The sequence below is a fragment of the Novosphingobium rhizovicinum genome (assembly GCF_040813635.1).
GTDB lineage: Bacteria > Pseudomonadota > Alphaproteobacteria > Sphingomonadales > Sphingomonadaceae > Novosphingobium > Novosphingobium rhizovicinum.
Window position 1 is genome coordinate 295355 of sequence record NZ_JBFNXR010000021.1, and the last position, 18873, is coordinate 314227.

An 18873-nucleotide genomic window follows, 5' to 3' on the forward strand; every position below is an offset into this window, starting at 1 on the left:
CTCAGAAGCTCCAGCGCTTGGGAGCGGCAAATTCGGGAAGAACGGGAATGCCCATTTCGGCCAGCGGCAGAAGCGCCACCGTTCCGGCTGCCTTGCGGCCCACCGCGAGACGCGTGACTCCCCGCAACACCTGGCCCGTCGCAATACGCCCATCTTCGCGCAGGCGATCTGTCAGTGCCTCGGGAAGAACCTCCACCGCGCCATCGATCACGATCAGGCTGTACCCGCCTTCTCCCGGCGCGTTGGCCTGCGATGGCTCCACGGCTTCGAGCGAACCCACAAGCGGGCGCAATAGCGCCGCCAGATAGCCCGAACCGTCACCGACGAGCAGTGCTTTGTCGTCACGCGTGGGACGCGCTTCGCCGAGAAGCCGGCCCTGAACCAGCGGTGCGGCCAACATCCGGCCATTACCCAGCGGGATGGCGCGATCAATGTAAGCCGCAGAGCGCATCTCCGCCGGCACGTAATCCTCACGCGGGGTCGAAAGCATCGCCTCCAGCACCCACGGTTCGCTTACGCCGCTGGGCCGAAGCTGGCTATCGATCATGGCCCGGCGCGCCGCCAGCGAGGTGTCCTGGCGTTCCTCGGTAACCGTCATCTGCTTACAAATTCCCTCAATGCCCGTGGCCTCGCGGGCAGTATCCTGGTTGCGCCTTCTAAGTCATGCCGATCCAGAGGCCAAGCGCTTTGACGGAAAGGGGGGCTCGCGACTATGGAACCGCGCAAGACCGTATCAGGAGTGCAACGCCCGTGCCCGAATCCGTGCCTGCGTCCATGGCTAACATGGTGACCATCCGCGAAGAAGACCTAATCGAGAGCGTCGCCGATGCTCTGCAGTACATCAGCTACTTCCATCCCATGGACTACATCCGTGCGCTGGGCGCCGCCTATGAGCGTGAGGAGAATCCCGCCGCGAAGGACGCGATGGCGCAGGTTCTCGCCAACTCAAAGATGTGCGCGCAGGGTCATCGGCCGATCTGTCAGGACACGGGAATCGTGAACGTTTTCCTGAAGTGGGGCCAGAACTGCCGGTTGGAGTCGGACAAGTCGCTTCAGGAGGTCGTCGATGAAGGCGTCCGGCGCGCATACAACCACTCCGAGAACAAGTTGCGTGCCTCGATCGTCGCCGATCCCGCCTTTACCCGCCGTAACACCAAGGACAACACGCCTTGCACGATGGCGGTCGAGATGGTGCCGGGCAGCACGGTGCATGTGGACGTCGCAGCCAAGGGGGGCGGCAGCGAGAACAAGACCAAGTTCAAGATGATGAACCCCAGCGACTCGATCGTTGACTGGGTTCTCGAGATGATCCCGCAGATGGGCGCGGGCTGGTGTCCGCCCGGTCAGATCGGCATCGGCATCGGCGGCACGGCGGAGAAGGCGGTGCTGCTCGCCAAGCAGTCGCTGATGGAAGAGATCGACATCCACGACGTGAAGGCTCGTGGGCCGCAGAACGATATCGAGGCTCTGAGAGTCGAACTCTACGACAAGGTCAACGCGCTCGGCATCGGCGCTCAGGGCCTGGGCGGCCTCACCACTGTTCTTGACGTCAAGATCAAGGACTGGCCCTGCCATGCGGCAGGCAAGCCGGTGGCGATGATCCCGAACTGCTCGGCAACGCGCCACGCGCACTTTGTGCTCGACGGTTCCGGTCCGAGCTTCCTTGAGACGCCCAACCTTGACGAATGGCCCGACGTCTCGTGGGCGCCGGATGCGCAGGCAAAGCGGGTGAATCTCGACACCCTGACGCATGAAGAGGTGCAGAGCTGGAAGCATGGCGATCGCCTGCTGCTGAACGGCAAGATGCTCACCGGTCGCGACGCCGCGCACAAGCGCATTCAGGACATGCTCTCACGCGGTGAAGAGCTGCCGGTCGAATTCCGAGGACGCGCGATCTATTACGTCGGTCCTGTCGATCCGGTTGTCGGTGAAGTTGTCGGACCGGCAGGCCCGACGACAGCGACTCGCATGGACAAGTTCACCGACATGATGCTCGACCTCGGTCTTCTCGCCATGATTGGCAAGGCGGAGCGGGGGCAGGGCGCCACGCAGGTGATCGCCAAGCACAAGGTCGCTTACCTCATGGCCGTGGGGGGCGCGGCCTACCTCGTGGCGCGTGCCATCCGCGAGGCGAAGGTACTCGCGTTCGAGGATCTGGGAATGGAGGCTATCTACGAGTTCAGCGTGCAGGACATGCCGGTGACGGTGGCCGTCGATTCGGAGGGCAATAACGTGCACCAGCTGGCGCCGCTTGTCTGGAAAGAGCGGATCGCGCGCGAGAGCGAGACTGTCTAAACCCAGTCAGGAGGGGTGAGGCCATGAACGGCTCGACGAAGAGCAGAGTCGAGCCGACCGGCGCATTGGCGTTGGATACCGATGACGGGCTAATCCGGTCGGTTATGACAGACCTCACCCAGCCGCGGGTTCCGGCACGTCTGGTGCTGGCCTCGCTTGGCGCTCTTTGGGCTTGCTACTTCCTGGTGGCGACCCTGCGCGGCATCTTTCTCGGCCTCGATTTCGTCTGGCCTATCGTATCCAGGCGTCTCACGATCTGCATCATTTCGATGCTGGTCATGGCCTCCTTGTGGCCTCTCCTGCAGGTGTTCGACCGCAAGCCGTTCATGACGCGGCTGGCGGTAGTCGTCGTCGGAGCCTTGCCGGTCAGCCTTGCGCTTAGTCTCATCAATGAGGCAATCTTTGCCGACATTCAGGTCCTGATTGACCAACAGGAGAGCGGCGCAAGCGTTCGCATTTCAGGGGATGGCGCGGGCGGCCTCCTGCTGGACTTGCCACCGCCGGCACCGCCTCCCCCTCCGCCGCCCGGGGCAGAAGACGGATCGGAAGCGCCGCCCACACCTGCTCCGCCTCCGGTCATAACGCATGATCCTGAGCGGAGGACCATTGCCATCAGTGCAGGCAAAGTGCGGAGCGCCAAGGAGCGCTGGGGGATGATCGCCGATACGGCGTTCGGCCGTTACTTCCTCGTACTTGCCTGGGGCGCTTTCTATTTTGCGCTGGCGAAGGCTGAAGAGGCCAGGGCGGCAGAAAGAAGGGAAGGGGAGTATCGCCGCGCTGCCGAAGCGGCGGAGCTGCGATCTCTGCGCTATCAGATCAATCCGCACTTCCTGTTCAACACACTCAACTCGCTTTCTGCGCTGGTGATGACCGGGCGGCATGATGATGCCGAAATGATGATCCAGACGCTCTCTACCTTCTATCGCCATACGCTGTCCGGCGATCCGACGAGCGACCTCTCGCTTGTCGATGAAATAGAGTTGCAGAAGCTTTATCTCGCAATTGAGGCAGTGCGTTTTCCCGAGCGGCTGAATACGCGAATCCTGGTTGACGATGACGTTGCGAACGCCATGGTGCCGGGCATGATCCTGCAGCCTCTCGTGGAGAACTCGGTGAAATACGCCGTCGCCGCCACGCAGGCGAAAGTCACGATTACAATCGCCGCCGGTCGTGAGGGGGACGACCTGGTGCTTTCGGTTAGCGATGATGGTCCGGGGACGCGGAAAGCAGGCACGCCCGGCTGTGGTATCGGTCTCAACAACGTGCGTCACCGGCTAAGCGCGCGCTTTGGTCGCGGCGCTCGGCTGGAGTTCGGAGCGCAACCCGGCGGAGGCTTCCGCACGGTGGTTCGCATGCCTCTGGAGCAGGGGAATGGCTGAACCCCTTCGCACGCTGATCGTTGATGATGAACCGTTGGCAGTGGAGCGGTTGCAGGTCATTTGCGCCCGGCTGGATGGAGTGTCGGTGGTGGGCACGGCAGGCGATGGGCAGGCCGGCTTGCGTCTGATCGATGCTTTGGCGCCGGACCTGGTACTGCTCGACATGACCATGCCGGAGACCGACGGCCTCTCCGTCGCACGTCAGTTGGTGAAGCAGGACAACTCGCCAGCGGTGATATTTGTCACGGCGCATGATGAATTTGCCGTCGAGGCCTTCGATCTTGAGGCAGTCGACTACGTTCTCAAGCCGGTGTCGCCGGACCGGCTGCAGCGGGCTATAGACCGCGTAGGCACCCGGCGAGGTTCAGGTGAACGTGCCGCATCATCGGACAATCATTGGCTCAGCGAGTTCTGGGTGCCGCATCGGTCCGAACTCGTGCGTATCGCCGCGACCGATGTCGAGCGGATCGACGCTGAACGCGACTATGTCCGCCTGCATGTGGGGGAGCAGAGTTTTCTGCTGCTGCAGACGATCACCAGTCTGGAGGAGCGCCTTGATCCAGAGCAGTTCATCCGCATCCACCGCAGCTGCATTCTGCGCAGGGACTGGATCGCGGGCCTGCGTCACGAAGGTCTGGGCGTGTGGTCGGCTGAAACGCAGGACGGTGCTGCACTCCGGATCGGACGCACTTACCTGGCCAACGTCAAAAAAATGGCGGGCCGCTGAGGGCCCGCCAGGCTGTTTTCCGGGTTTTTCTTTTAGGGACATCGTTAGCTGGCTTGAGCGGAGGCGGATCGCATCGGATCCGCCTTGTCGTTGAACTCAGCCGCCCAGACGGGCATCGTCGATTACCGAAGCCATCTGAGTACGGCCGGCGGTGTGCGCTTCTTGATAGCAGTTCATCACGTCAGCGCTGGGCAGGCGGCCATACTGTACATCGCAGGCCTTGCGCGCGGCGCGGTCGATGCGGCGGGCGAGAGTCTTCTGATCCTTGGCGCTGGTGAGGTCGAGGTCGCCGTGGCGGACCGGGACATCCTTTGCCATCGCGGGAGCGGCGGTGGCGACAGTTGCGAGAGCGGCAGCAGCAGCGAAAAGAGCGGTCTTCATCATCGTTCTTACTCCTATGAGTGAGCCCGCTGAGAAGAGTTTCGAGCGGCTCGATGACCCTCTTTTGCCGTGCCGATGCGAGTCCCGCATCCCGAGGTCGACTGCCGCGCTGTCTGCGTCGACGAGCAACGAGTTCACCCGACAAGCGGCGCTCTCGCACCGACGAACTGCATGGAGCAAGACCGGCCCTCGGCAGGCGCCCGCTATAACTCGCCGAGATGGGTCTCCAGGATCGTTTTCCTCAGCAGTGCTGGCTTCGCTTGGCCGAGCGTACTATCGTGACCTCAATGGCGCTCGTGATCGTCTTTCTGCTGGGTATCGGCAACTTTGCGGCACATCGCGCTGTCCTGGAGAGCGGGCACCCCCTCGTGGAGGCCATGCCTCGTGCGTTCAGAGCGCTGGGAGGACGCGGCAGCCTGGTCGTCGAGTTCGCAATGCTCCTGGGAGCGTTGTGGATGGTCTCGGCAGGTTCGACCGGATGGGCATTTGCATATCTGTGCTATAGCGCTCTCAACGGGCTCGCCGCCTGGCTCATTCTGTCCGGGCGCGCATGACGGGAACTTATGCCAGCCCCACCCTGTTTGCAGCGGCATGAACAAGGCGCGCAGGGTCTGGCTCGTTTTCAATGAGGCGAGCGGCAGTAATAACGACGTTGCTCTGACGGAGCTTCGCGAAGCACTGGAAGTGGCGGGACTCGAGGTTGTGAGGGAGACCTGCTTTCCCACCACAACCTCACCGACGCGCAGCGAGCTTGAGGGCGCGCAGACCGATACGCTTGCCGTGTTCGCCGGAGACGGAACGATCAGTTCGGTCGTGAGCAAAGTGGCAGGCTGGGGCGGAGCCGTGCTCCCGCTGCCGGGCGGAACCATGAATATGCTCTCTCGCCGCTTACATGGCGATGCATCGGGGCCGGAGATCATTGCGCGCTTCAGTTATGGTATCGTCGATCGTGTCAGGCCGACGGTGCTGATCTCACGGCATGCCGTCGGTCTCACCGGTGCGCTTGCGGGACCTGGCACAGTCTGGAACGACGTTCGCGAGGCCATGCGCGAGCTGAACCTGAAGGAGCTCGTCACGTCCGCGACCGAGGCGATTGCCTGGTCTGCCAACGGACCAAGGGTCATATGCCCGGGCGTCGAGAGCGGCCGGGAAGAAGGTTATGCTGCCATTACGCTGACGCCGCAGGATGACGGAATCGAAGGGAGCGGTTACTACGCGGCGACCATCGGCGATTACGCCCGGCATGGAGTCGCGCTTTTGCAACACGATTTTCGCAATGGGCCGCACGATCCTCTGGGCCGTCATGCGCAGATCCGACTCGCTTGTCCCAACGGTGAGCCGATGGGGCTGCTGATTGACGGAGAGCCTTTCGACGGAGGGGCCGTGGAGGACTTCCGGCTCGGCAAGAGTGAGATTGATTTCTGGATGACGGCCGATGCACGGTAGGGTGAGTGATATGCAGCGCGGGCCGATCAAGCTGTTTCATATCAGCGATATCCACTTCGGCCTTGAAGACACGCAGGCTTTGGCTTGGGTGGAGGACTGCATCGCCGCCGAGCGCCCCGATGCCGTTGCAGTGACCGGTGATCTGACCATGCGCGCGCGGCATCGCGAGTTCATAGCGGCTTGCAGCTGGATACGCTCACTGGATGTGCCGGTCACGGTAGAGATCGGCAACCACGACATGCCGTACTTCAATCCGATCGAGCGCTTCTTCACGCCCTACAAGCGCTTCCGCGGCATTGAAGCGGTCCTGGAACGTGAGCTGGATCTCGGGAACGTGGCGATCGTGCCTCTGAAGACGACCGCGCGCGCCCAGTGGCGAACGAATTGGTCACGTGGCTGGATAACAAAGCCGGCGCTCCGCAAGACCCTGGCCATGATCGATGCGCTGCCGAAGGGCACGCGAGTGCTGGTCACGGCGCATCATCCTCTGGTGGAGGTGAATGCACGTGGCAATGTGCTCACACGGCGAGGCTCGGAGGCCCTTCGTGAACTCGCGAAGCGCAAGGTGCTGGGCGTGCTGACCGGCCACGTCCATGATCCGTTCGACCTCATTGAACAGACCTCGGAAGGTCCTGTCCGCATGATCGGTGCCGGTACGTTGTCGAAGCGGGTCCGCTCAACACCTCCCAGCTTCAACCAGATCATCATCGACGGTGACCGCGTGTCGGTAGAGGCGCGAAATCTGCAACACGTCGCCACGCCTGACATGCAGATCGACGACGTTCCCGAAGATGCCCTGCCACCACGCCAGCCGGACGAGCCGGTTTCGCCGGTGGCTACGATCCCTCCAGAAGATCCGCCGGTTCACTGAAGACCAACGAGAAGGGCGCGACCTAAGCCGCGCCCTCTTCCGTCTTCTTCCTATAGTCGCTCGGGGACAGCCATTCCTTTCGGTGTACGGCTCTCCCAGAGAAACTCCTTTTGTCAGCTCGCCCTGCGGACACTGCTCTTGTGAGCGCCCACGGTCTTGGGGCCGCGAGGACGGAACTTGCGCTGCTGCGACTGACCGTCGGCTGCAACACCCTCACGGCGGTCCGAGCGCGCACGCTCACCCTCCGGCCGCTCACCACGCGGGCGGTCCCGCCGTGGCGCATCGTTGCGTGGCCCCTCGCGCCGGCCACCCTGCGGGCGGGCCTGCTGTTCGCCACCAGGCTTACGGGCAGGGGCAGGCAGGCGGGCAGCCTGTCGCTGGAAATCCTCCGGCAGCGGAAGAGGTGTGCATTTGACGCGGGTCAGCTTTTCGATGTCCCGCAGATAGTTCTTCTCGTCGGGCGCGACATAGCTCACCGCGATGCCGTCCGCACCATTGCGAGCGGTACGGCCGATGCGGTGAACATATTGCTCCGGCACGTTGGGAAGCTCGAAGTTGAAGACGTGGCTGACGCCCGAAACGTCAATCCCGCGTGCAGCAATGTCGGTTGCAACCAGAACGCGCACCGTGCCCTGTCGAAAACCACCAAGCGCGGCTGTGCGCTGCGCCTGGCTTTTATTGCCGTGGATGGCAGCGGCGGGAATGCCCGCGGTCGCAAGGTGGCGCACGACGCGGTCTGCGCCGTGTTTGGTCCGGCTGAACACCAGGGCCCGGTCAATCGACTCATCGGCGAGACCCGCACGCAGACTCAACGTGAGCAGCGCCTGCTTTTCAGCTTGATTCACGAAGGTGACGAACTGCTCGACACGCTCAGCCGTCGTAGACTGGGGGGCAACTTCGACTTTCACGGGATTGTTGATGAACTGGCGGCCAAGGTCGGCGATGGCCTGTGGCATGGTCGCCGAAAAGAAGAGGCTCTGCCGCTCCTTGGGCAGCATTGCCGCCACGCGCTTGAGCGCGTGAATGAACCCCAGGTCCATCATCTGGTCGGCTTCGTCGAGCACAAAGACCTCGACGTGGCGCAGCGTCAGTGCCCGCTGGTCGATGAGATCGAGCAGCCGGCCCGGTGTGGCCACAAGGACGTCAGTTCCACGTTCCAACGCGCGCGCCTGCTTACCGACGGGGACGCCGCCGAAAACGCACTGAATGTTGAGCGCAAGATACTTGGCGTACCCGCGCATGTTCTCCGCAATCTGCGCTGCCAGTTCGCGCGTGGGGCTGAGAACCAGCATCCGGCAACCGGCATTGCTGCGCGGCTTCGGGTCGGCTGCCAGCCTGTGAAGCGACGGCAGAGAGAAGGCTGCGGTCTTGCCGGTACCGGTCTGGGCGATCCCCAGTAGGTCGCGGCCCTCCATCAGGGCCGGAATGGCCTGGCGCTGAATGGGGGTGGCATCGGAATAGCCCTTAGTGCCAAGCGCACGAAGGATGGGCTCGGCAAGGCCAAGTTCAGAAAAATAGGCCATGAAAGTCTTTCGGGAATACAGCGGGGCGCGGCCGTTCGCCACGCATCGCAAGGGTTCGTTCAATGCGACCCTGCGTGAGAAGGAAGCTGGTCGGTGACAACCGCACATCCGGGCCGGTCTTCGGCATATTACCGGGACCTCACGCTGCTCGCGGATTGCGCCAAGTCATCCTGTGGCGCCGATTGCTAGCCTTCAGATAATGGACATTGCGGCGAAACGCAAGAATATTACGAACGGTCTCGCCGCGGGGTCGCTGTGGATCTTTAAGCCGGGACCGGATCTGCGGACGAACTGCTCTTGCGTCCTCCGCTCTTTCCTTTCTGCTCCTTGGGTTCCGACTCCTCGACGAGGGCCTGGACTGCCTTGGACGTTGCAACGGTGCCTAGCTCCGTCAGGCCGAAGTGGTTGGCTTCGATTTCCGCCAGATCATAAACGTAGTTCACCATGACTCCATGGGCCTGCCGCTGACCGTTTTCCGACAGATCAGCGTTCGCATGCACCGCTTCCAACCGGGCACCATTACCGAGGTGGAAACGGGCCACCGGGTCGAGAGGCTGTCCACCCTTGCCCTTGGCCGTCACCAGGTATTTGGCGGCGAGAACCCGCAACTCCTTGGCACCGGGCACGGCTGCATCCGCGCCCTGCTCCTTCGTCAGCCACTTGGCGAACCCGGGGACCGGCGACAGAGTCGCAAAAGTGTGCAGCTGCGGCAGCTCTCTCTGCAGAAGCCCCACCACCCGCTTGATAAGATAATTGCCAAAGGGAATGCCCTTGAGGCCCGTGCGGCAGTTGTTGATGGAGTAAAAGATCGCGCATGATGCGTCACGCGGTTCGATCACTTCGCGCTCCTCGGCGATGATTTGGTGGATCCCGCCCGGAAGCTGGTGAGTCAGCGCCACTTCGACGAAGATCAGAGGATCATCCATCATCTGCGGATGAAAGAAGCCGTAGCAGCGGCGATCGATCGGTTCGACGCGCCGGCGCAGATCCTCCCAGCCGTGAATTTCGTGGACCGCCTCGTAGCGGATGATACGCTCCAGCAGAGCGGCCGGCGAGTCCCAGGCAATCCGCCGCAGTTCAAGGAAGCCCGCATTGAACCAGTGGGTAAATGCGTCCTCAAGATCCCTGTCGAACGCAGCGAGGCTGGAGCCTTTGGGCGCGGCAAGGAGATCCTCGCGCATATTGATCAATCGCTCTGTGCCCTGGGGCGCCATGTTGAGCATGCGGATGAGCTTCTGGCTAGGCGACTCGGTTGCCTCGTGCAGTGCTCGAGCGGTCTTTTCGTCCTGCTTTTCCTGCCACTTCATGATCGCTCGTTCGATCGCGGCGGAATCTGCTGGATGGGCGTCATGAATCTTGGCCAGGAACTCTTGGCGAGCCTGTGTATCGCTGCTTTCGTACAGGTCGAAAAACGCCGACGCGAGCGCTGGACCCGAAGCGCGACCGCGAAGAGACAGCAGCGCGTCAGCAAGATCTAGCAGGCTTTCGCTGCTTGCCGGGCGCGGGGCCACTCCGATGCCACGCAACAGCTTGCCTAGTCCCGAATTCATGAGCAGGTCCAGCGCATTGCGCCGCCGCGCCGGAGTGTCGGTCTGTACGCGCGGGCGGGGCGTGTTCATCTCGCTAAGCACCTTCATCTGGCGTTGGTAGGCGGCTGTAGGCCGTCCGAGTCGGAAGAGCTTATCATGCTGGTTCCGACAGGCTCATGACAAGGGGCCCCTCGCCAGCTTCGCCACGGCGAAGCGGCGCAACGCAAAATGGCAGGTTGACGCGCACCGCACGACCGTGGCAATTGCCCCGGACGGCATCGTGCCTCGAGCGCGGGTATAGCTTAGTGGTAAAGCTCCAGCCTTCCAAGCTGGCTATGCGGGTTCGATTCCCGCTACCCGCTCCACTTCCCTCCTGAAACCGCAGAAACCGCCATTTGGATCGACCTGTAGGTGTCCGGATCGGCCGCCCCGGTCGAGATCGGGTGAAGGGAAATGATTCCATCGTCAATTCGCGCCACATGACCGGTAGAGGCGAGCAGGCGGTCCATCGCTTGCGACGGCGTCATTATCCCACTGAGCCTTTGCGTCGAAAGCCCCGGACCTGCTCGCTTTGACGCTCGCCTGCAGGCCCGATTGCCGCAACTCAGTCAGCGCTTTGATGACTGGTTGCGGTGCGATGTCAAATGACCGCCCTTATTCTGAAGCAGCGGACGGCGCCTGCGCCTATGCGACCATCGGAACACCCCGCACGCCGATCGCCGTCGAGGCGAGCAACGCCCTAACCCCCACCGCCGCTTTGTAGATTGCTCGAAGGTCGCGTTGAAGTCCCGTATCCCCCTCCCCGTGCCGAGGTCCGTGGCTCTCCCGTGCTAATAAGAATTAGTTGCATGACTTCAGTGAGCCGGCGACGGCGAATTCTAAGGAGAAATGCATTAGGCTGAAGAAAACTGGTGCGAACTAACCACCTATCTAAAGCATCTGCGGGCACTCAAAGGTGAGAGCGCCAAGTTGGAGCGGCTGCTGGCCTTGAGGCTTCGCTTGCGCGATGGTAACGGCCGCTATGACCAGTTGTGACCTGTGTGTCGTGCGTAATCGTGCGATTTGTTCTGCGCTTGATGGGCGGGAATTGGCGGCTCTCAATGCCATCGGACGCACGCGGAACATTGTCGCCGGGGAATCGCTGATCTGGGAAGGGGAGGAGTCGGTTCTCGTCGCCAACGTGATCGAGGGCGTCCTCAAACTTTCGACCAATACCGAGGATGGGCGCGAGCAGATTGTCGGAGTGGTCTACCCTTCGGACTTTATCGGTCGGCCTTTCGGGGGAACGGCGGGGCAGGGCGTTACGGCGCTGACGGACGCGAAAGTGTGCGTTTTTGCTCGCCGAGACTTCGACGCGTTTGCTCGCGAGCATCCCGGCCTTGAGCACAAGCTGTTGGAGCGCACGCTCGGCGAACTCGATCGAACGCGGCGATGGATGCTATTGCTGGGGCGCAAGTCGGCTTCGGAGAAGGTCGCGAGTTTTCTTGTCGAGATGGCGGAGCGTCTCAGTGGCGCCGGCTGCAGGATCGATGCTGAAGACCCAAACCGTCGCTGGTTGGTACTGCCGTTCTCGCGCCAGCAGATCGCCGACGTGCTGGGGCTGACAATTGAGACGGTCAGCAGGCAGTTTACGCGGCTCAAGACGCAGGGAATCGTCGAGCTTCCCTCCCGCCGGGATGTCGTCGTCCTCGACTTCCAGGGGCTGGTTGCCGAAGCGGGGTAAGATTTCCGCGGGGCCCTGCTTGATCACGATCAAGGCAGCCCATCATGATCTTGAGCAAGAAGGTCGCGTCAGTCGGGGCAGACGCTCATTGCTGTCTTCCTGATTGCCGCTTCTCCCGACTTACGGGCGGCTGCTTCAAGCAGCCGCCCTTTCTTTCCCGCCATCGCCGGATGGAGGCCGTTCAAGCGCGCGAATCAGAATCAGAAAAGGCGGCCCGAGAGCCGCCTTCTCCTCCTCTCCAACCGCTGCAAGCAGGCGCCAGGCCTGACAGGCTGCGCGTTACTTGCCGCTGGAGGCCAGGGCGACGCGATCAGACTGCATGTAAGGAATGGGATTCACTGCCTGACCGTCCACGCGAACTTCGTAGTGGAGGTGAGGGCCTGTGGAACGGCCCGTGCTGCCCACGTAGCCGATAACGTCACCCTTGCGGACCTGCTGTCCTTCAGCGACGTTGAGACGGGACATGTGTCCGTAACGGGTTTCCAAATCGTTGCCGTGCTCGATCTGGACGTAAAGGCCGTAGCCTCCAAACCACGAGGCTTTGCCGACCAGCCCGTCCGCAGTGGCATAGATCGGCGTGCCTACCGGTGCGGCGAGATCGATGCCCTTGTGAGCGCGCATGCCGCCGACAACCGGATGGTTGCGCATGCCGAAGCTGCTGGTGAGCTTCACGCCGTCAAGCGGAGTGCGCGAGGGAATGGACAGCGGGCCCGTGATGCCAGCGGCGGCACGAGCAGCAGCCGAGAGAGGCGACCTGCCCGTCGACGCGGCCAATGCTGCGTGCCCGGTTTCCTCAAAGTTCTGCCACGAGCTGAAAAGCTTGCGGAACTGATCATCCTCACCGCCGCTGGCGCTCTTCTCAGCGCCCTGAGCCGCACGCAGAGGGGCGGCAATGTCAGTGTTAGCGGCGTTCGCCAACGCAGGCTGCGCTGAAACGAACAGGGAAGCGCCAGCCACAATGCCTGCGACCAGGCGAGAACCGGCGAAAAGTTGCGTTACGACCACTCGCAATACCTTGTTATCCGCCGAGACGACCCCGCACGGCGTGCTTCAGGTCCGCTCGGCACGCTGACCGGCGGTTACGTTTTTGGAGATGGTCGGAACCCCCCGCCGTCTCACGAATTAGGTTTTAGGACGCTCGGAGTTGCAGCGACAACCCCGAGGTACCATTCGCGCGATAAACCGGCTGTTCGTCGCGCTGAGTCGTTGAACGGTGGTTTCAGGCTGCCTCTGAAGTGACGCAAAACCAAGATTTTCCAGAGCGCCGACGGCGCCTGCCGAGTCCGTTCGGCGCATGCGATGAAATGCTTTACGCCCGTTCCAACATGCCTGATCTCGTCGTCAAGGATTCGCTGGAGTATGCGCGCGCCCCGATCGTCTCCGGAATCTTGGACGCGTGTAAGCGTCGGCGGCGTCACGTCGAGTCCGCGAGCTTCCAGCACCATGGGGACGATAGCGAGGCGTGCTGCCACGTCGTGCCGCGTCTCGTGCGCGGCATGCCATAGGCCGCTATGGGCAGCCAGAGCGCCGTAGTAGCTACCCATCGACCGCAGGTGACGATCGATCATCGTGAAGTGCAGGGCTTCCTCTGCAGCGATGTGGAGGAAGTCGCCCACAAACTCCTCACCCATGTCCTTGCCGAAGCGGCCGGCCATATCGAGCGCGAGATCGATTGCGACGAACTCAATATGGGCGAGCGCATGCCATAGAGCGACACGGCCCCGCTCCGACTGTGCCTTCCCACGCTTGGGCATGCGGTTGGGTGGCAGCAACTCGGGACGTTCGGGCCGCCCGGGCAGGTCCGGCATCGCGACATCGTTCCGGCACGAGAGGCGCCCAAGCTTCCACTCTCTGGCGACCCGACGCGCACCCATGACCTTTGCGCGTGGCTCGTTAGTGAGCAGAACCTCGCGTATGGCGGTCGATACTGAGGACATGGTCAGAGGCTCTGCACCGCCTCCAGCACGGCTTGGGCGTGGCCTTTCACTCTCACTTTGTCCCACATCTTCACGATCCGACCGTCGGGACCGATCAGATAGGTGGTTCGGACCATGCCCATGTAGGTCCGGCCATAGTTCTTCTTCTCGGTCCAGATCCCAAGCGCATCCGACAAGCCGTTCTCCGCAGCGTCGGTGGCAAGAGGAACGGTCAGTTCGTGTTTCGCGATGAACCGCGCATGTTTGGCGGGCGGATCCTTGCTGACCCCAAGCACCGCGGTGCCGGCTTCGTCGAACCGAGGCTTCAACGCAGTAAAGTCAATATTTTCAGTGGTGCAGCCGGGGGTGTCATCCTTGGGATAGAAGAAGACGACGAGCGGTCGGCCCGCAAAATCGGACGGTTTCACGCTGCCGCCGTCCGGGGTTTCAAGCGCAATGTCCGGGAACATGTCGCCGATGCCGGGCTTATCGCTCATTCCGCAATCTCCAACTCGATACCGAAGGCAGCTTTCCACGCGTCGCTAACGATCGCGCGCGCACGTTTCAGGCCGGCTATGACCTGGCTCCATTCCGTGCAAGTGCATGCTCGTGCAAGAGCCTCTCGCGATGCCTCGGAAGGGACCTGCGAGTCCGGCGCGAGCAGCCGTGCCGCGACGAGAAACCGGGTCAGTGCGATCTGCGCTTCGGCGAGCTCGGACGAGACCAGGCCCGCTTCGGCGAGCGCTGAGACAGCCTGCCCCAGATCGGCATGCAGGCCAACGCCATGGCGCAGCTGCAGATAATGCACGATGAACTCCAGATCGACCAGGCCACCGCGGGCGAGCTTGACGTCCAAAGGGCCCTGCGCCGGCTTGTGCGTCGCCATCGTCGCGCGCATTTCCAGCACGTCTGCGCGCAGCTTCTGAGGATCGCGCGGGCTGCCGAGGATAGCCTGAATGGTCTCCTCAATCCTCGCGCGAGCTGCCTGCGTTCCGTAAACCGCGCGAGAACGAGCAAGCGCCATGTGCTCCCACGTCCATGCACTTTCTCGCTGATAGCGTTCGAAGCTGTCCAGGCTTGCCGCTGGCGGGCCCTGAGTGCCGGAGGGGCGCAGCCGGGTATCCACTTCGAACAAGGCGCCCTCGGCAGTTGGCGCAGAGAGGGCGGCGGTCACTCGCTGGCCGAGACGGTTATAGTAGAGAGTTGCACCAACCGGCCGCCGACCATCCGATTCGGCGGCGAAATCGCCGGTAAACAGGTAAACGACGTCCAGATCGGAAGCGTGCGTGAGAACGCCGCCGCCAAACCGGCCAAGAGCGAGGATCACGAACTCTGAGTCGGGAATCCGGCCGTGGGTCTTCCGGAAATCCGCCAGCGTTGCGTCCGTGAGCACGCAAGTCGCTGCCTCAGCGATGCGCGCCAGGGCCGCTCCGATGGCGATGGGATCACTGGTGCCCTCGATCAGCTGCACACCAAGGGCGAAACGCCATTCGCCCACTTTCCTGCGGACCGTGTCGAGAATGCGTTCGTAGTCGTCGTCGGTCTCGAATCGGGAGAGTTGCCTGACGAGCGTGTTCACGTCGCCCGGTAGTTCGAGAGCACTGGCGTCGATCAACGGATCGAGCAGGTCGGCCCGTCGGGCGAGCACGTCGGCAAGTGGTGCGGCCAGGCTCAGGATTCGGGCCAGACGTACCGTGAGCCCAGGCCGCGCCTCCAGGAGATGAAACAGATTGATCGCACTCGGCAGATTGCCCAGCAGCTGTTCCCAGCGGGACAGCGCACGCTCAGGCTCCGGTGAGTTGGCTACAGCGACCAAGAGGTCCGTGCGGATCGCTTCGAAGGCTGTTTGCGCGGCATCCGAGCGCAGCGCTCGCATTCGTCCGGAGGTCCAGCTCTCGATCCGTTCTACCATCGCTTCGGCATTCGGGAGGCCCAGTCGGGCGATCGTTTCCGACAGCGCCTCCGAGTTTGCCTCCGACTCGGAGGTTGTATCCGTCGGAATCAGCGAATCGTATAGAGCACCTACCCGCGCTGTGATGGCTGCGACCTCTTTCACGAGCGTCGCGCCGTCGGGCAGGCCATCGAGTTGCGCAACATTGTCGAGCGCCTCAACCGTTGGGGGCAGGGCGTGTGTCTGCTGGTCGCTCACCATCTGCAGGCGGTGTTCGATAACGCGCAGCCGATCATAGCTCTCGCCAAGAACGTGGGCTTCCTCAGCCGGGATCAGGCCTGCGTCCGCTAGCGCGTCGAGTGTTGCGCGCGTCCCGCGCAAACGGAGGGCAGGATTGCGCCCCCCATGAATAAGCTGGTGGACTTGCGCGTAGAATTCGATCTCTCGAATGCCTCCACGCCCTTTCTTGAGATCAAATCCAGGCCCCGCTTCGGGTTTGCGACGGGTGCTTGCGCGAATCTGCGCGGTGAGCCGGCCGATCTCGGCAACGGCTCCGAAGTCCAAGCTTCGGCGCCAAACGAACGGGCGGATCGCCGTCAGAAAGTTGCACCCCGCGTCGATGTCGCCGGCGCAAGCCCGTGCGCGAATGAACGCGGCGCGTTCCCATGAGAGAGCGGACGTCTCATAATGGGTGAGTGCCGCATCGATTGAGATCGCAAGTGGGCTGACTTCCGAGGCTGGGCGCAGTCTCAAGTCGACGCGGAACACGTAGCCCTCGGCATTGACGGTTGAGAGCGTCTCCACGACTGCTCGTGCCACGCGTTCCGCAGCTTCTCCGGGCTCGTCCCGTTCACGTCTTGGCAGCAGCATGGGGTCGTAAAGAAGGATCGGATCGATGTCCGAGCTGTAGTTCAGCTCTCGCGCACCGTGCTTGCCAAGCGTGAGGGCAAGAAAGCCGGCTGGCTGGGACGCCGGGTCGAAGTCTGGGGCCCGTCGCCGGATACCTGCTATGATCGCTTCATGAAGTGCCCGATCCGCGAAGTCTGACAATGCGCCGGTCACTTGCAGAAGCGGGAAGGCACCGGCCAGGTCGCCGATCCCGAGTGCGAGTGCGAGAGCCTGCTTTTCTCGCCTTAGGGCTGAGCCCACGTCAGGCGCACCCGTTCCCGCCGCACGCGCCCATGCCAGCGCACCTGCCGCGTCACCGGCAGCAAGAAGCTCCCCAAGCTCGGGAAGGCGGTCGAGCGCGCGCGAGAGATAGGGAGAGTGAGCACGGGCCCGGGACAGCGCGCCCGTCCAGTCCGGGCTCGAAAGTGTCGATGAACGCATCTGTCGTTCATGGCCGCTGACGTTCCTTCGAACAAGACCATGTGCTTGCGCCCTCACGCAGCAGGCTGGCGGGCTTGTGCGTGATGCGCGGGTCTGGCAGGTTTTCGCGATGACCAACATCTTGTTCAAAAAGCCATCTCTTCCCTCATGGGTCTTGATGGCGCTCACCATCCCAGCGCTCGCTGCATGTTCGACGGCACAGCCGATCGGTGGCGTTGGCACGGCGCTGCCACCGCCGAGCGAAAGCCTCGGTGAGCCGGATGAGGGTCAACCGGACATTTCGCTCGATCTGATGAAGCGGATGACGCAACGCCTGGCCGCGGACGACTTCGAGGGCCGGGCTCCGAGTACCGCCACAGAGCCCAAGGTGCTCGATTACATCGTCAGTGAGTTCAAGGCTGCTGGATTGCAGCCAGGCGCCAACGGCAAGTGGCTGCAGCCCGTACCCACGGTGGAGATAACGAACAGCAACCAGAGCGCCCTTCGGGTGACAGGAATCGGTTCGCCGATGAGCTTCTCGTTTGGCGATCAGTGGGTGGGCGCCAGCTACCGCGTCACGCCGAGCACGAAGCTTGAGGACAGCCAGCTGGTCTTCGTCGGGTATGGTATCGTCGCGCCGGAATTGGGCTGGAATGACTATGCCGGCATCGACATGAAGGGAAAGACGGCGATCATCCTGGTCAACGATCCGGACTACGCGATGGAGGGAGAGGACGGTCTCTTCAAAGGTCGCCGAATGACCTATTACGGTCGCTGGACCTACAAGTTCGAGGAGGCGGCACGGCAGGGCGCAGCCGGTGCGCTCATCGTGCATGACACGTTTCCGGCAGCCTATGGCTGGAACGTCGTGAATTCCAGCTGGACCGGCTCTCAGTATTACGTCCAGACGCCAAACAACGCGATGGACCAGACCCGGGTGAACGGCTGGGTTCAGAAGGATGTGGCCGAAAAGATCCTGCGTGCTGCGGGCAAGGACCTGGCGTCTCTGACCAAGGCTGCACAGACAAAGAACTTCACGCCGGTGCCGCTGGACCTCAAGGCAAGCCTTTCGTTCGACAACGCCATTCGCAAGTCGAACTCTCATAACGTCGTCGGCATACTGCCAGGCAAGACCCGGCCCGACGAGTATGTCCTCTACACGGCCCATTGGGACCACCTGGGCCGCTGCACTCCCGACGCTAGTGGGGACGATATCTGCAACGGCGCTGTCGACAACGCGACCGGGGTGGCAGCTCTGGCGGCTCTCGCGAAAGCCAATGTTGAGGCAGGCGCGCCGGCGCGCAGCCAGGTCTTCCTCGCCGTGACTCTGGAGGAGTCCGGCCTGCTCGGTTCGGAGTACTATGCTCAGAACCCGCTCTATCCGCTTGATCAGACGGTGGGCGGCGTCAACATCGACGCACTCGCACCGGGCGGACGTGCTCGCGACTACGCGATGATTGGCGGTGACAAATCCGATCTCAACGACCTGTTCAGCGAGGCGTTGAACACCAGAGGCCTCATTGCAGCGCCCGAGGCCAGCCCCGAGAAAGGCGGTTACTATCGCTCAGACCATTTCAGCCTCGCCAAGCGCGGCGTGCCGATGTTCAACTTCGGCCGCGGCATCGACCTTGCCGCGGGTGGAAAGGCGGCCGGGAAAGCGGCTTCGGCAGACTATACGGCGAACCGCTATCACCAGCCCGGCGATGAGTTCTCAACCAGCTGGGACTGGAGCGGGATCATGCAGGACATGGAGCTGTTCTACGCGCTCGGGCGTGAATTGGCGGATAGCGACGGCTGGCCCAACTGGCGGCAAAGTGACGAATTCCGAGCCATTCGCGACAGGAGTTGCGCCGCGCCAGATGGCTGCTGAGTAGAGGGCACAGA

17 protein-coding genes and 1 tRNA gene are annotated in these 18873 nt (G+C 62.6%); 9 read left to right on the top strand and 9 right to left on the bottom strand.

What is annotated here, in order from left to right; all coding sequences use genetic code 11:
• Window position 1: 1 nt before the first annotated feature.
• A complete protein-coding gene (locus ABUH87_RS06175) occupies window positions 2-598 on the bottom strand; it encodes a protein-L-isoaspartate O-methyltransferase family protein (RefSeq protein ID WP_367771253.1) in 597 nt (198 codons plus the stop codon).
• A 176-nt stretch (window positions 599-774) separates the two neighbouring features.
• Here ABUH87_RS06175 and ABUH87_RS06180 point away from each other — a divergent pair, with 176 nt between their 5' ends.
• Genes ABUH87_RS06180 through ABUH87_RS06190 form a run of 3 tightly spaced genes read left to right on the top strand, consistent with a single transcriptional unit; the run spans window position 775 to window position 4401 of the window.
• A complete protein-coding gene (locus ABUH87_RS06180; protein ID WP_367772148.1) occupies window positions 775-2295 on the top strand; it encodes a fumarate hydratase in 1521 nt (506 codons plus the stop codon).
• Between the two features lie 23 nt (window positions 2296-2318).
• A complete protein-coding gene (locus tag ABUH87_RS06185) occupies window positions 2319-3674 on the top strand; it encodes a sensor histidine kinase (RefSeq protein WP_367771256.1) in 1356 nt (451 codons plus the stop codon).
• Window positions 3667-4401, top strand: a complete 735-nt coding sequence (locus tag ABUH87_RS06190; protein ID WP_367771259.1) for a LytR/AlgR family response regulator transcription factor — start codon at window positions 3667-3669, stop codon at window positions 4399-4401. Before ABUH87_RS06185 ends, ABUH87_RS06190 begins: the two co-directional genes overlap by 8 nt.
• A gap of 96 nt (window positions 4402-4497) precedes the next feature.
• Here the strand turns inward: ABUH87_RS06190 and ABUH87_RS06195 are convergent, their stop codons facing one another.
• Window positions 4498-4785, bottom strand: coding sequence for a UrcA family protein (locus tag ABUH87_RS06195; RefSeq protein ID WP_367771262.1), 288 nt, complete (start codon window positions 4783-4785; stop codon window positions 4498-4500).
• Between the two features lie 257 nt (window positions 4786-5042).
• On the opposite strand from ABUH87_RS06195, the gene ABUH87_RS06200 reads away from it, so the two are divergent.
• Genes ABUH87_RS06200 through ABUH87_RS06210 form a run of 3 tightly spaced genes read left to right on the top strand, consistent with a single transcriptional unit; the run spans window position 5043 to window position 7099 of the window.
• Window positions 5043-5336, top strand: coding sequence for a hypothetical protein (locus tag ABUH87_RS06200; protein WP_367771265.1), 294 nt, complete (start codon window positions 5043-5045; stop codon window positions 5334-5336).
• A gap of 37 nt (window positions 5337-5373) precedes the next feature.
• Entirely contained in the window at window positions 5374-6228 is an 855-nt protein-coding gene (locus ABUH87_RS06205; protein ID WP_367771268.1) for a diacylglycerol kinase family protein, read from the top strand.
• A gap of 10 nt (window positions 6229-6238) precedes the next feature.
• The gene (locus ABUH87_RS06210) at window positions 6239-7099 is read left to right on the top strand and encodes a metallophosphoesterase family protein (RefSeq protein WP_367771271.1); all 861 of its coding nucleotides are present in this window, start codon (window positions 6239-6241) and stop codon (window positions 7097-7099) included.
• A 113-nt stretch (window positions 7100-7212) separates the two neighbouring features.
• Here the strand turns inward: ABUH87_RS06210 and ABUH87_RS06215 are convergent, their stop codons facing one another.
• Together ABUH87_RS06215 and ABUH87_RS06220 are read right to left on the bottom strand one after the other, a co-directional pair.
• Window positions 7213-8622: a DEAD/DEAH box helicase gene (locus tag ABUH87_RS06215; RefSeq protein ID WP_367771274.1), complete on the bottom strand. Its 1410-nt coding sequence runs from the start codon at window positions 8620-8622 to the stop codon at window positions 7213-7215.
• 263 nt (window positions 8623-8885) lie between these two features.
• On the bottom strand, window positions 8886-10241 hold the full coding sequence (locus ABUH87_RS06220; protein ID WP_367771281.1) for a malonyl-CoA decarboxylase: 1356 nt from the start codon (window positions 10239-10241) through the stop codon (window positions 8886-8888).
• A 201-nt stretch (window positions 10242-10442) separates the two neighbouring features.
• Here ABUH87_RS06220 and ABUH87_RS06225 point away from each other — a divergent pair.
• Window positions 10443-10516: transfer RNA gene (locus ABUH87_RS06225), tRNA-Gly, on the top strand.
• On the opposite strand, the gene ABUH87_RS06230 is transcribed toward ABUH87_RS06225, so the two are convergent.
• Window positions 10505-10678: an STN domain-containing protein gene (locus ABUH87_RS06230; protein ID WP_367771284.1), complete on the bottom strand. Its 174-nt coding sequence runs from the start codon at window positions 10676-10678 to the stop codon at window positions 10505-10507. The two genes, ABUH87_RS06225 and ABUH87_RS06230, sit on opposite strands and share 12 nt — an antisense overlap.
• Window positions 10679-11172: 494 nt before the next feature.
• On the opposite strand from ABUH87_RS06230, the gene ABUH87_RS06235 reads away from it, so the two are divergent.
• Entirely contained in the window at window positions 11173-11874 is a 702-nt protein-coding gene (locus ABUH87_RS06235) for a Crp/Fnr family transcriptional regulator (protein WP_367772150.1), read from the top strand.
• A gap of 279 nt (window positions 11875-12153) precedes the next feature.
• Here ABUH87_RS06235 and ABUH87_RS06240 read toward each other — a convergent pair whose 3' ends face one another.
• The 4 genes from ABUH87_RS06240 to glnE all read right to left on the bottom strand — a co-directional run bounded on the left by ABUH87_RS06240 (window position 12154) and on the right by glnE (window position 17010).
• Complete coding sequence (locus ABUH87_RS06240; protein ID WP_367771287.1) at window positions 12154-12879, bottom strand: M23 family metallopeptidase; 726 nt, start codon at window positions 12877-12879, stop codon at window positions 12154-12156.
• A 110-nt stretch (window positions 12880-12989) separates the two neighbouring features.
• Window positions 12990-13811 (bottom strand): ferritin-like domain-containing protein, encoded by an 822-nt coding sequence (locus ABUH87_RS06245; protein ID WP_367771290.1) that lies wholly within the window; start codon window positions 13809-13811, stop codon window positions 12990-12992.
• Window positions 13812-13813: 2 nt separating this feature from the next.
• Window positions 13814-14287, bottom strand: a complete 474-nt coding sequence (locus ABUH87_RS06250) for a peroxiredoxin (protein WP_367771294.1) — start codon at window positions 14285-14287, stop codon at window positions 13814-13816.
• On the bottom strand, window positions 14284-17010 hold the full coding sequence (glnE, locus tag ABUH87_RS06255; protein WP_367771298.1) for a bifunctional [glutamate--ammonia ligase]-adenylyl-L-tyrosine phosphorylase/[glutamate--ammonia-ligase] adenylyltransferase: 2727 nt from the start codon (window positions 17008-17010) through the stop codon (window positions 14284-14286). Before glnE ends, ABUH87_RS06250 begins: the two co-directional genes overlap by 4 nt.
• Before the next feature lie 157 nt (window positions 17011-17167).
• Between glnE and ABUH87_RS06260 the strand changes: the two genes are divergently transcribed.
• Complete coding sequence (locus tag ABUH87_RS06260; RefSeq protein WP_419956677.1) at window positions 17168-18859, top strand: M28 family metallopeptidase; 1692 nt, start codon at window positions 17168-17170, stop codon at window positions 18857-18859.
• The last annotated feature ends 14 nt before the right edge of the window (window positions 18860-18873 follow it).

What these genes read in the sequence shown, in the direction of transcription:
- ABUH87_RS06175 (WP_367771253.1), bottom strand. Translation starts at nt 598, where the DNA reads ATGACGGTTACCGAGGAACGCCAGGACACCTCGCTGGCGGCGCGCCGG.
- ABUH87_RS06180 (WP_367772148.1), top strand. Translation starts at nt 775, where the DNA reads ATGGCTAACATGGTGACCATCCGCGAAGAAGACCTAATCGAGAGCGTC.
- ABUH87_RS06185 (WP_367771256.1), top strand. Translation starts at nt 2,319, where the DNA reads ATGAACGGCTCGACGAAGAGCAGAGTCGAGCCGACCGGCGCATTGGCG.
- ABUH87_RS06190 (WP_367771259.1), top strand. Translation starts at nt 3,667, where the DNA reads ATGGCTGAACCCCTTCGCACGCTGATCGTTGATGATGAACCGTTGGCA.
- ABUH87_RS06195 (WP_367771262.1), bottom strand. Translation starts at nt 4,785, where the DNA reads ATGATGAAGACCGCTCTTTTCGCTGCTGCTGCCGCTCTCGCAACTGTC.
- ABUH87_RS06205 (WP_367771268.1), top strand. Translation starts at nt 5,374, where the DNA reads ATGAACAAGGCGCGCAGGGTCTGGCTCGTTTTCAATGAGGCGAGCGGC.
- ABUH87_RS06210 (WP_367771271.1), top strand. Translation starts at nt 6,239, where the DNA reads ATGCAGCGCGGGCCGATCAAGCTGTTTCATATCAGCGATATCCACTTC.
- ABUH87_RS06215 (WP_367771274.1), bottom strand. Translation starts at nt 8,622, where the DNA reads ATGGCCTATTTTTCTGAACTTGGCCTTGCCGAGCCCATCCTTCGTGCG.
- ABUH87_RS06220 (WP_367771281.1), bottom strand. Translation starts at nt 10,241, where the DNA reads ATGAACACGCCCCGCCCGCGCGTACAGACCGACACTCCGGCGCGGCGG.
- ABUH87_RS06230 (WP_367771284.1), bottom strand. Translation starts at nt 10,678, where the DNA reads ATGACGCCGTCGCAAGCGATGGACCGCCTGCTCGCCTCTACCGGTCAT.
- ABUH87_RS06235 (WP_367772150.1), top strand. Translation starts at nt 11,173, where the DNA reads ATGACCAGTTGTGACCTGTGTGTCGTGCGTAATCGTGCGATTTGTTCT.
- ABUH87_RS06245 (WP_367771290.1), bottom strand. Translation starts at nt 13,811, where the DNA reads ATGTCCTCAGTATCGACCGCCATACGCGAGGTTCTGCTCACTAACGAG.
- ABUH87_RS06250 (WP_367771294.1), bottom strand. Translation starts at nt 14,287, where the DNA reads ATGAGCGATAAGCCCGGCATCGGCGACATGTTCCCGGACATTGCGCTT.
- glnE (WP_367771298.1), bottom strand. Translation starts at nt 17,010, where the DNA reads ATGCGTTCATCGACACTTTCGAGCCCGGACTGGACGGGCGCGCTGTCC.
- ABUH87_RS06260 (WP_419956677.1), top strand. Translation starts at nt 17,168, where the DNA reads ATGGCGCTCACCATCCCAGCGCTCGCTGCATGTTCGACGGCACAGCCG.